The sequence below is a fragment of the Klebsiella sp. OBRC7 genome, from assembly GCF_000293135.1.
GTDB lineage: Bacteria > Pseudomonadota > Gammaproteobacteria > Enterobacterales > Enterobacteriaceae > Klebsiella > Klebsiella michiganensis.
Window position 1 is genome coordinate 13,000 of sequence record NZ_ALNJ01000075.1, and the last position, 11,832, is coordinate 24,831.

The window sequence follows — 11,832 nt, forward strand, 5'->3', positions numbered from 1 at the left end:
AATCAGACCACCTTTTGTGATTTACTCAGGATTTCATCAACATTGAGATTGCGTCTCATTTTCAGTTTGTAGGGCGATTTCATCACCATTTCGACTAACCCGGTCGACCTGCGCATTGCCTTTCCCGGTATGGTTATCGGCATCTGTCCCACGATTTTTCGGCCGTCCTGAAGGCAGGCTATAAAATGAAGAGTTGGTATCATTGAAAGCAACTCCTGCGGAATAGCACTCACCATTGTGGTGGACTTTCGTTCGGAAATTGAACCATTGAAATCGGTATGTGACTGTTTGGTGCCTGCGCTGGTGGTATAGGTGACCTGGTTCATTGATACGTTGGCCTGGCCCACTTTCGTCAGGACAAGCTCCTGTGTTTTAGCATCTGTCACACGTGTACAAATGTAGTTGTTGCAAAGGCCTGTCAGACGGTCAGCTGTATCGGCGCTGGTGGCTGAAACGAAGTCTGATATGGTCTGTGTTGAGATGAACAATGCCAGTTTGGCTGCTCGGCCCTGGGCAAGCAGGTTAATCATCTGCATGTTGATAGCCTGATGCGCCTCGTCAATAAAAATGGATACCCGGGGCGCGGTCGATAAATCAGAGGCTGTGTTATAGCGGCTACCCGCTTCTGCGGCGATATCAGAGGTAATCAGCTGTGAGAGGTCGCGAGCCGTTGCCGGATCAGACAGACCATCCAGCGAAATATAGAGCACACCGCCGCTGTTGAAGAGCCCGTGGCTGTTAACGATATTACGGTCCGGGTTTTCAACGTCATTAGCCGAAAGCAGGATATCCATTGGGCTTTGCGACAGGCGTTTGAGCATAGGCATAAGGCTGGCTGTGATTTTGTAATAGTGGGTTTCATCACCGGCGATATACTTGAAACATTCGAGAACGGTATCCATGCCATACATGACTTTTGGCGAGTTATCCTGAAAGTAATTAGTATAAAAATATCCCTGCAGATTCTGTATTTCGTTAGCCAGGTCCAGATTGGGCGATACCTGCAGAGTTAAGTTCCATTCCGGACCGAGGTGGTACTCATAGAAACCCCGGAGCGCATTACGCGTGGTGACGATCAGGTCCTGTTTGGAACGAATCGAATAATAGATATTCTGAATGGTTGGCTTTTTCCCGCCGAGTTTCAACGCGCCAATAGCTGTGGTTACCAGACCTTCAGCAATGCGGAGGAAGGGATCCTCGCCACCTTCAGTACCGGCAATAATACTCATAATACGGGCTGACAGGTCCGTATCCTTGACGTAGTTGGCGCTGATATCATAGGAGACAGATTTAGAGGGGTTACCTGCATGGAAGTGCATGTAGGGTTTACCCAGGCTCTCGCACTCCTCTTTTAACCCATCCTGCCACTGATAATCATTCTTTGGGTCAACAACAAGCACGATATGCCCGAGATGAAGCATCGAGCTGGACAAAAGACGCTGAAGCACGGTTTTACCGGTACCAACGTTACCTGTGATAAGGGTATGCCCAAAGAAATTCTCTTCATTGACGAAAATCGGAACCTTTTTATCAACGCCGAAAATTGAATAGTTCCCGCCGAGGTCAGTCGCGAGTTTTCGATAATGACGGGTTACAGGATTCAGCACAAAAGGTAACTGAACTTCATGTAAATCACTGGAGAGGTTATGAACCTGGTAGGTCCGTTCTGAGTGTTCCGGTCCCCATTTGAAACCGTTGCATAAAAAGGTTGTACGCTGGGGTAGCTCCACCTTTTCTTTCCTGCGTAAAAGCCGGTTCACCGGATTCTTCGCGGGAGCGCCCCCGGTCTCCTGAAGGGTCACCAGCTTCTGGTATTTCCGGTCATCGGCAAAGTAATGTGCGTTGTTAATCATTCGAAAATCTTCAAGAGACAGGAAGTCCATTGAACGATGAAATAAACGCCAGTGTGCCCGGAAAACAGGTACACCATGCCATATCCGCCAGCTGGCAAAGGCAATCAACCCTAGGGCGCAATAGAAGGGGATCTCGCTGATGCCATATGTCTGACTCCATGAATCAATAAGCACATAGATGGAAAAAAAGACCAATATCACGGCAGAGCGAAACTCCAGCGCAGGACGGTAGAGCATCTCCTGAGTGTGTAAATTATTGCGACTCCGGCGTTTCATAACCCTTCCTCCTGGTGATTAAAGAAAGCAATAAATTCGTCATAAAAGATATTGTTGCGCTGTGCGCCCTGTTGAATGTCTTTCAGGCGGATCATGTAGTGTCGGATAGGTCTACCAAACCCCACCTTTACCTTAGCAATAGGGAATTGAGAAAAAGCAGAGCGGAGTTTTGCTAACTCATCCTGATCAAACCCCCATGAAGCGATATCTTCAGTGATTCGAAGCCGGAGGCAAAAGTTGATATCGGTCACCACGACAGTAAGCAGCAATTGTCTGACCGTAATTGAGGTGTTATTCAGTCTGATTTTATTTAGGAGTGTGATGATCGTATCAATATCAGATTGAAGGGTATCGCTGTCAGTTGCACCAGCAACCTCATCTGTTGGCAATGGAAGTAATTCAGCTTCCTCAATATTTTCTGTAATGACAATCGCCGGGTCCGTAATAATATGATCCTGTCGTGCAAACAGCTCTTCAAAACCACGATTGATTTCACTGAAGCCTTCCTGTTCCTGCTCATCGGCCGCATCAACAACCGTGGAATCCGTAGAATTACCCGTTACAGATTCAAGGAGTTGCCGGTTTTTCGTAAGTTCACCCGCTCCATGGATGTCAGTTGACACATCAGGCAGTTCCCCCCTCATCTGAATAGCGCTGTCATCCTGTGAGTACATATCGTAATCCCCCCATGACTGGTCCGCGTCATCTGTCTGAATGTCAGGGTATTCAGATGGTGGTATATCAGACGGCTCAAATTGACTATCTGTAGCCACGGGCAGCTCTTTTTCATAACGTTCAGGAGGAAGTGGCTCAGGATAAACATCGGTTTTTAATACCGATAAATTAAATGCTGATGCAGTCTCATCCGGTGTCACACCACCAAATAAATCTGAGGAAAGCAGAGGCAGCATCTCAACAGATTTTACATCGGGTTGATGACGTAGCTGAATAAGCGAAACCTCATTACTGAGCTGGGTATATCGTTTTCCGTCATTGGCCGGGACACTAAATTCTTCATTAATACTCCCGATTCTGAGCGAGAGTGTAAAGAGCTCAGACTCCATTAACTTAGTATCATCAAGGGGGGCAATAGACCGAATGTAACTGTCGGAGACGTGCAGCAGACCATCAATTAGTGCCATTTCAGACGGCGTAATCGCATTGTTATTAAACTGATGCTGTAGACGGGTTATGTATTCTTCCTTTGTAATTGCTTCCTTCTTCTTCTGTTTCTTGCTGGTGTTTTTTTGTTTGTTTTCTTTCTGCTGAGTTTCCACTTCCTCACTTGAAACCTGAGGGTTAGTGCTGTTCTCTTCGTCTGAGACGGAATTATCTTGATCAATGCTGACTGCCATTTCCTGCGCATTCTCAGATTGTTCAGCTGGTTTTGAATCAGGTTGTGGTGCATCATCCGGTGTAACAGGCTCATCAGTAAGATTACCATTACCAAGCCGAATTGATTTGATACCAATTGAGATCGGGCGAGTGTAAATCGTGTCATTACCTTTACGGTCGACATACACATAATCGTTCGTGTCATTGATACTAAATATCCCCGGAAGATTCTCTGGGATGACATCGTATTTAAACAGGAAACCTACCCATTTTATTTTTAAAAGCGAGTACCAGCTCAGGCCTTTGATGCCGTCACTAAACATTCGTTGAATGTCCATCTCAGTAAATTCACCGCGATGGAAAAAGTGAGCAATGCGTTGATCTCCGTATGGTTCTATATAGCCGCCATTCACTAATAAATCCGTCAGTGATTTTCGACCAATCTCGCCGTCCGGGAAATTAACACCCAGTTTTTTGAACTGATTCAGTATGTAATCAAGGGCTGTGTGTTCATTGATGTAAACAGCCCCTCCGATAATCATAATATGAACGGGAGAGGGACCATTCTGCCCGGCGAGTGTAGGTGATGAATCGAAGCCGTTGATGTTAAGCGCACTAATATTATCTTTTATAATTGAAATGGCACGAGCTGCGGTATCGGATGCACGAATGCCGGATTGCTTATCATAACGATAACTTGTGTCGGTACCGGTAGAATGCCAGTCGGCGGTCCTCATGCAACGGGATATAAAATCATCGCTGGTAGTGTAATTACCTAGGGAGGCAAGCATTTTATCGTACATTCGTTCTTTGACGACGTCACTCAGGTAATTCAGGCAGGTATCGTTCAGGCAACGTTCTAAAAAAACGGGAGCCCGTACAGAGTGGTCATTCGCAGTTCTTTTGCGCCATATTACTTCATAAGACATAATACGATTCGTATTAGCCCAGTCCATCAGGCTGGCTGAAAGTGGACGCCACGTACTGTTAACCCCTGGAGTTGAAGAAATAACGTCAACGTCAAATATTTTTCCTGCGTCATGTAACAGACCACAAATAAACGCAGCATAAAGGTACCGCCGTTTACGTACCTGCTCTTCATCCTGTAAACCAATAGGGCTAAGTTCAGTACTGTACGCGAATTTTAAAGCCAGAAAAGCCGTCTCCAGACTGTGTGTTAATAACCCCCCCGTACCTGCATGGTGATGATTCTCTGAGGCGGGTAGAAGGTGGATCCAGCGCGTAAATTCCATCAGTGGTTTGATAATCAGGTTCGTGAATGTATATGCTTCATCGCTCAGGTCAGAATTAGGGAGACCGATATACATATTGATTTCCTGCAACCGATTAGCATGGACAGACAGAATCTCACGCTCTGAATAGAGTGTTATACCCGTTGGCTTACTTGGATAGTCGAGGTAGTTTTGCACGTCCTTATTAGGCGTGTGCGGTATGTCATACTCATCATCCGTATCATAGACAATTTCATAGTCAGGCCCTCCGAAGAGGGCGACCCTAATTTTCATGAATAAACTGGATATAATACTCATATCAACCTGTTTGCTTTATTGTGCCGGGACAGGAGCAACGGAAGGTCCTGTTTTACCAGCCGCCTTTTCCGGGTTGACTGACGCGGTTTCAGTCTGTTCCGTTTTTACCGCAGCTTTGCTTGCATCAACACCAGAATTCATCTGGTCATCAGGCCGTTCTGGTTCAGGACCCTTCGTGATGGCTTCGGATGATGGATTATCCGGAACTTTGGTTTCGAGGCTGGCGATATACAGCTCAACAGATTTAAAACGTTTGATGTTTTTGATGAATGGAAGTGCATCGTATTTACCGGAAGCACGGTTCTCCGCGTCAAGTATTTTGGTAATTGAATCCATGGCGGCCTGCAGGGAGCTTAAAAGCTGCAGGATAATACGGTCATGCACCTGCTGGGTGATTTCACCGAATAACCACAACTGGTGTGCCTGGCGCGTCATGACATTAATGGTTGAGATAATATCCAGTAACTTGTAGGTCAGTGGATGATTCCAGCGAATTTCAAATTCCTCGTAGTTGTACCCGTCAAACGACGAATCCTGCACCGGAATTTTCGAAAGGCTTTTATCAATCTGCACTTTGTAGGTGTTTACATTACCTGACAATTCAGTATAGATGCCTGTCAACCACTTATTAACTTTTGTGCCAGTCGTCGGGTCTGACTCGACCAGGCGAAAGATATTATAAATTGCGTTAGAGATCGCGTTGAACTGGCGAAGGCGGGCGCGGTTCTTTTCATGGAAATGCAAATAAAACACGCTGGATAGCGGTTTGAGTTTTGTGATGACCATGCCCAAAGCGCGATTATTGCCCACGTTTCGCTGAGTTCGTGGAGTGTTTCTCTGTGATGTATTTTCAGCCATTATAATAACCTCTTCAGTTTTTCAAGACGCTTGATGTCCGCAAGTCTGCGCTCATGGTACTCATGCAGTAATTCGCGGATGGGTATAATTTTCTTTTCTGTTTCCTGAATCATCTCCAGCTCCCAGTCCAGAGCTTTAGGAAAACAGCTAACACTGTAACCGCCGAGTTTAGGTTTAACGAGAACCCCGTAGTGTTCAATTCGATTTTTAAACCTGGGGGAGAAATCTTTCCAGGAAATAGTAACTTTTTGGGATGAGCCCACTTTTCTTATCACTGGTGCAAATCTGCCTGGATTGAATTTTCCTCCATTCGCGTAGGTTGTATCTGATATCAACTTGTTCCTGGCTTTCCATACATTCCAGTACTGATCTAGGACAAGGGTGGCTTCCTGTTTCAGCAATTCGATATAGAGCACAGCGTTACCAATGACGGTTTCCTGGTGAGCAATAATTTCTGAATTCATGCGTAGTTCCCTCCTGCCCAAAAAGATACAGGAATCAGGAACGGATTTTCTGAACTAACAAGCCGGTTATTAGTTTTTTTAAAATTTTTTTCTATACAGACTGAGCCGAGAAAAAAGTAACTTTTGGCCCCTCAGGGAAGGATGCCGTCAAAATGAAGGCACTCAGAGCGTTTCCGTTGTGACGAGATGTCCTGAATCAGAAGGTTTTCAGAGCACGCAGAGGAAAAAAGTAACTTTTAACTGAGTGTTGATAGTATCCCTTATACATAAGTAACTATTTTGACAAAAAGTACTCATGAGCCATAAACCATTTTCAGAGCTTCATTAGTACTTTTTCCATAAAAAAGTACTAATGACATAGTTTTTTCATTAGTACCTTTTCCACCAAAAAGTACTAATGAAAAGTCGGTTTTTTAAGGCATTTCTAAAAAAAAGTGCCCAATGTTATAAGTGCCAATTCGTTCTATCTTGCCTTGAGGCTTTATCATGGATAGTATCTAATAATATTAGTACCAGTTTTGTTGTTCTCTAGCCTGGATAGCTATGATATAATCATAATGTTTACGGAAAACACATACCGCTATAGCAGATATAGATGCTTGGAAAGAGCCCGGAGAGCGTATGGTCATACAACCCAACGTACAGACTGACACGGTCGTAAAAGCTTTTCTCCGTTCGGAGTTACAGTTAATACGGAGTCAGCAAAAACTGATGTCCGTGTTACCACGTGAACTGGCATCAGACTATCGCTATATTCCAGAGATCCTTCTCGGGCGTTTTTTTCATCCGACTACGGATTCCCGACTTAATCGGATTGCGCAATCAGAGGAGCGGCCTGGCAGCCTGTTAATACCACGAGTAAACGGACAGCAAGTTTCCTGGAATAACCTGATAAAACAAATTCGCGACGACTCTCAGTACCTGAAGTTTGAAACATACGGCAGGCCTTTTGACAGTTCAGAGCTTAAACCAAATGCGTCATGCGAATTATTTAGCGGAAAGCAGTATGTCTATAAACCTGCGGATCTGGAGTTGTTTAGAAAAAACATCGTCTCAATACAGATGAATTTCCTTGTCAATCTGTGGAACCTCGTTAGGTTCAATCCGGCATTTGTTCGCGCCTATCTATCGTTATCGAATGACGCTTTTCAGATGCTGGCCGATACAGAGATGAACGCCTTTGTTGAGGTGACAAACGTTGTTTTGTTTCCACGTTTCATTCAATACGATTCTGGCCGTCGTGATGTTAAAGTCTTTGCTTGGGCCTACGAGATAATGTCTGATGTTCTAGATGGTTTTATACCTCGTGAAAATATTGAGAATCTGCGCATTGAATTTAGCTTAAAAGAATCAATTGAGAAGCTAAAAACATTTTAAAGATTATACGAATCAGGTCGACTTTACAGGTTGTGCGCCAGGATATGTCAAAGCACGGTCAGTTCATTCGCAAAAAAATTGATAAACGTTAAACAGAATATCGTTAAAAAGTAACTTTTCAGAACCGCCAGGGTATGGAACTTCACCGTGCCATTGTGCCAACTCAGGAGCAATGTTAGGAGATTGCGGATAATGGCTATAAAGAAAAATGAAGTCAGCTACCTGAACCAGATCGCAAGCGCGTATAAATTAGTAGAATTCGATGCCAATAAGTACACAATAGCGCATCTCTATGGTCGTAAAATTGCGGACAGGCTGGAGTATTCCAGAACGGCCAGTTCAAGACGGGGGGTTGGATCATGGCTTGGAGATAAGTATGCCATGCTACTTTCTAATGTCGTCGTCAATCACGCTATTCATATTTTCGGTTATGATCCACAAAGACCCGATGAATCAACGAAAGAAATGGATTTCAACGCATTAATTGATTTGTTAATTGATACGGGTTATTCACCTGATATCTACCCACTAAAAATCAACAAAATCGTCGATGTTCTTAATGGGATGTCTGAAGCAGACTATAAAGATTTCTGTCTTGTCTGCAACAAGCCCTACATCCATTCACCATCCGGTTTTGACTCCTGTCCGACATGTAGTGCTAAAAAATGCAAAGTCGCTATCATGCGTTATTCACAGTCTGTTGTTCCCTTTGATGAAAAGTGATGATGAGGTCATGGAAAATCAACTTTTACACACTGCAAGCACAATCTGTCATATATCTTTCTCGGCAACTGGAATTACAACACCTTCAGATGCTCGGGGCTTTTATCATATGTCTGATTGCATCCATAATCGGTTACGAACACTATCACCAGATTTGAATGTCCGTTGTGCTTCCTATTTATATCTGCCAGTAGTCCATACGGCATTAAGAGCAGAAGATCTAAAAAGATATTTTCCTGATAGTACCATCCAACTCGTTCACGAGCTCACACCATTAAAAAGAGCAACCTGTCCATCGGGGAAAATCAGGTTCGATAAAGAGCTTGATGCCTTGTTTTCTTCCAGTTCCGCAGCTGTCAGTATTCGTTTAGCAGAATACCTTTCAAGCCCTTCCCGCTTTTTACGCATGATAAAAAATCCTGACCGCAAGACCCGTATAGAGGAAATCCTCACGACAAGAAATTGCAATTTATCTCACCAGTTAACTCTTCTTATACAGGCAGAGGAAACGGTGTCACGGATTGCGTTGGCTAAAAAAACCTGACGCCATTAATCGTGCTAACGATATACTTATCATTGATAAATCATATGTGTGTTTTATCATTTAAGATTTTTCTTTATTCTTCGACTTCAGGATGCACTGCCCATGCCTGATACAGAGAATGAATATCCCCCACTAAAATCAAAATTTCTCAGTTTAATTTTTCGCGACAAATCAGAAGTGATAAAAGTCTTTTTGAACTGATGTGAGAGGGGGATTAAGTGGTTACTATGAGATGTTGCAAAAAGTCAGTTTCCTCCCGCCTCCTGTGGAGCGCCATAAAGTTCCGGCAACATCCTAATGTGTGAGCAGGGAACAACATGAAAGAAAAATCATTCCTTTTTAAAAAGACCCCTGTTATCCAGGAAAACTGATTTTTTTTTATGGGATGATAATGCTATCCATCAAGGGGTAGCATATGCAGATCACAAAAAAATTTATCCTGAAAACCATCATTAGCTCATTGCTGGTGCTTTCTACAACGTCGGTGGCCGAAACTCAGTATGCCGGAACAACACCATTTGTTTCAGGCCAGTCACTGAAAAAAGGCTTTTTCTGGTATAACGACAAAGAACCTGTTGAGGAAGAAGAACAACAGGACCAACAACCATTATCAGGTTCTCCCTCCCATAACCAAAATGAAGAACTAAAACTTGATTCACGCTGGCTCAAAGAAAACCTGCTGAATCTTCGTTTTGCGGCGATGGACAATCCAACCGATGAGAATCTGTCCCGCTATTATACTGCTAACCGACTCATGATGGATATTGCCACCCGCTTCTCTGACCGAACCAGAGACTATTTCATTAATAATCCCATGATGTCAGAAAAAAGGCGTCAACCAACCGAGACCGTTGCATTAAATGCGCATCGCGCTGGACTTGAGGAAAATCAGCAAAAAGCGCTTTCTTCCATATTCCAGAAAAGTGGTCTTTTCTTCTTCTTCCAAAGCACCTGTCAGTACTGTCATGAACAAAGTCAGATTCTCAATTTCATGCAGAACTATTATCACATCGATATTATGCCAGTTAGTATTGATGGACGTCCTTTACATAACGGCATATTTCCTCGTTATGGTCGTGCCACTATGGAAATGATCAAACAGTATGCCATTACGGAAGTTCCTACCGTTTATCTGATGTCAAATGACGGATCCCAGGCAACAAGAGTAAGTACCGGTCTGGTCTCAGCAGAAGAGTTAAAGAACACGATTATCCTGGCCGCAAGAGGAATGAACCTGTTGGACGAAGCATCATTCCAGAATACCCTCGATATTAAAAAACAGTATGTCCTCGGTGACAGGGATGTACTGACGGTTAATAAGATGAGTTATGAGCAGGATCCTTATCTTCTTCAGAACATAATGGATAAAAAACTCAGCGAATATGACATGCCGACGACCGATAAGGTTGATGCAGGTATCACTGCAAATGAAGGGGGCTACAGTGGCTACTTACATTAAAAAAGTAACTTTCCTCAAAAAGTTACTTTTATCGGCCATGTTCTTTGGCGTGTTCTCCATGCAAGAGGTCCACTCTGCCAACGTCATGGAGGGCATATTCAAAGGTATGGTTGCCTCCACAGATCCGGCAACTGTCCGAACCGCATCGAGAGTAGGGGCTGTTGGGGGGAGTTTTTCTTACAGGCAGCCTCAAGTCAACACTAACCTCGTAAATGTGAGTTTCCCTAAAGCTAGTGTCGGCTGTAACGGCATCGATATCTTTCTGGGCAGCTTCAGTATGATCAACGGTGACCAACTCGTGCAGATTGGGCGTGGCATAGCGCAGGGCTCAGCCGTCTACGCCTTTAACACTGCGGTCTCCGCAATTTGCGCCGACTGCGCAGCTATTATTGCCAACATTCAGGACAAACTCGCCGCGCTGAACAAATTCGCCAAAGACAGTTGCAACGCGACGTACGAATTTCTACAGAACGGGCTGGGTACTCCGCAGGAGTTTACTCAGAATATTGGGCTCGGCGGCGGCGCTGTTGACTCTATGGTGTCCGGTCTTTTCCCGGATTTCGGTAGCACCATGAGTCAGTCTGCCAGTGACGTAAACAAAAAGAACTATGCAAAAGATCCAGAGGCCTTTAAAGAAAAATATGCGGGAAACATTGTCTACCAGGGCTTCATGAGTATTGATAACGGCAATATGAATGTAGGTGGTGTGACTGAATTAACGGGTTATAAATTAGCTGAACAAATCATGTCACTGACGGGTACGCTTATTGTCAGTTGGGACAGTAACGGTGAAAACTCTGCGATAACACCGATCCCACCAACGATGAAAGCTTCAGACTTCATAAAAGGCACTGGTTCAAGCAATGTTAAAATAAATGTCTGCAACCCGGCACCTGATTTAAGCAGCAACAAGAAAGCCCAGTGTCTTGAAATGCGTCAGGATTCTACACAATTCAAAGGTCTTTCTGAAACCATTATAGAGACATTACTTGAAGTTCAGCGGGCTGTGAGAAATGACACTGAATTGTCACAAGATCAACGTCGATTAATCGGTATGTTGGGAATAAATAATATCATACCAACCCTACAGACGTTGTCTGCTGCTGAGGGCGTTCAGTACATCAATGATATCAGTACGATAGCGGCGAAAAATTTCACGATCGAGCTGCTTAGTAATGTCCAAAATAAAATGACAAATATGACGCTTCCTTCTGAGGCGATGACATCATTTAAAGACCAACTTGAAAAAATAAACCAGACATTCAGAAACCAAATCCGCAGTGCCTCTGAAGTGCAGTCCATTCAGAACACAGAGGAAAAAACAGTTCTGGCCTACTGGGATATGGCATTCGTTAAAAAACGCACTTATGGTGATAGCGGGAACGGGGGCTGA

General features: G+C 44.1%; 9 protein-coding genes. 5 read left to right on the plus strand and 4 right to left on the minus strand.

What is annotated here, in order from left to right; all coding sequences use genetic code 11:
• Nucleotides 1–2 precede the first annotated feature (2 nt).
• Genes traD through mobI form a run of 4 tightly spaced genes read right to left on the minus strand, consistent with a single transcriptional unit; the run spans nt 3 to nt 6,336 of the window.
• Nucleotides 3–2,129, minus strand: coding sequence for a conjugative transfer system coupling protein TraD (gene traD / locus HMPREF1144_RS14715; protein ID WP_009653241.1), 2,127 nt, complete (start codon nt 2,127–2,129; stop codon nt 3–5).
• Complete coding sequence (mobH, locus tag HMPREF1144_RS14720) at nt 2,126–5,014, minus strand: MobH family relaxase (protein WP_009653253.1); 2,889 nt, start codon at nt 5,012–5,014, stop codon at nt 2,126–2,128. The genes traD and mobH overlap by 4 nt, the downstream gene beginning before the upstream one ends.
• Before the next feature lie 15 nt (nt 5,015–5,029).
• Nucleotides 5,030–5,872: a hypothetical protein gene (locus HMPREF1144_RS14725; RefSeq protein WP_071532272.1), complete on the minus strand. Its 843-nt coding sequence runs from the start codon at nt 5,870–5,872 to the stop codon at nt 5,030–5,032.
• A complete protein-coding gene (gene mobI / locus HMPREF1144_RS14730; protein ID WP_009653245.1) occupies nt 5,872–6,336 on the minus strand; it encodes a conjugative transfer protein MobI(A/C) in 465 nt (154 codons plus the stop codon). Before mobI ends, HMPREF1144_RS14725 begins: the two co-directional genes overlap by 1 nt.
• 621 nt (nt 6,337–6,957) lie before the next feature.
• Here mobI and HMPREF1144_RS14735 point away from each other — a divergent pair.
• From HMPREF1144_RS14735 to HMPREF1144_RS14750, 5 genes are all read left to right on the plus strand, one after another.
• Complete coding sequence (locus tag HMPREF1144_RS14735) at nt 6,958–7,713, plus strand: hypothetical protein (RefSeq protein ID WP_042927819.1); 756 nt, start codon at nt 6,958–6,960, stop codon at nt 7,711–7,713.
• Nucleotides 7,714–7,905: 192 nt separating this feature from the next.
• Nucleotides 7,906–8,436 carry a hypothetical protein gene (locus HMPREF1144_RS14740; protein WP_042927821.1) on the plus strand — a complete coding sequence of 177 codons (531 nt, stop codon included), beginning with the start codon at nt 7,906–7,908 and terminating at the stop codon, nt 8,434–8,436.
• Between the two features lie 10 nt (nt 8,437–8,446).
• A complete protein-coding gene (locus tag HMPREF1144_RS31580) occupies nt 8,447–8,980 on the plus strand; it encodes a hypothetical protein (RefSeq protein ID WP_071532276.1) in 534 nt (177 codons plus the stop codon).
• Nucleotides 8,981–9,395: 415 nt separating this feature from the next.
• Entirely contained in the window at nt 9,396–10,439 is a 1,044-nt protein-coding gene (traF, locus tag HMPREF1144_RS14745; RefSeq protein ID WP_009653234.1) for a conjugal transfer protein TraF, read from the plus strand.
• Nucleotides 10,423–11,832, plus strand: a complete 1,410-nt coding sequence (locus tag HMPREF1144_RS14750) for a conjugal transfer protein TraH (RefSeq protein WP_042927830.1) — start codon at nt 10,423–10,425, stop codon at nt 11,830–11,832. The genes traF and HMPREF1144_RS14750 overlap by 17 nt, the downstream gene beginning before the upstream one ends.

Coding starts and splice junctions, on each gene's coding strand:
- traF (WP_009653234.1), top strand. CDS start 9,396: ATGCAGATCACAAAAAAATTTATCCTGAAAACCATCATTAGCTCATTG.
- mobI (WP_009653245.1), bottom strand. CDS start 6,336: ATGAATTCAGAAATTATTGCTCACCAGGAAACCGTCATTGGTAACGCT.
- HMPREF1144_RS31580 (WP_071532276.1), top strand. CDS start 8,447: ATGGAAAATCAACTTTTACACACTGCAAGCACAATCTGTCATATATCT.
- HMPREF1144_RS14725 (WP_071532272.1), bottom strand. CDS start 5,872: ATGGCTGAAAATACATCACAGAGAAACACTCCACGAACTCAGCGAAAC.
- traD (WP_009653241.1), bottom strand. CDS start 2,129: ATGAAACGCCGGAGTCGCAATAATTTACACACTCAGGAGATGCTCTAC.
- HMPREF1144_RS14735 (WP_042927819.1), top strand. CDS start 6,958: ATGGTCATACAACCCAACGTACAGACTGACACGGTCGTAAAAGCTTTT.
- HMPREF1144_RS14740 (WP_042927821.1), top strand. CDS start 7,906: ATGGCTATAAAGAAAAATGAAGTCAGCTACCTGAACCAGATCGCAAGC.
- mobH (WP_009653253.1), bottom strand. CDS start 5,014: ATGAGTATTATATCCAGTTTATTCATGAAAATTAGGGTCGCCCTCTTC.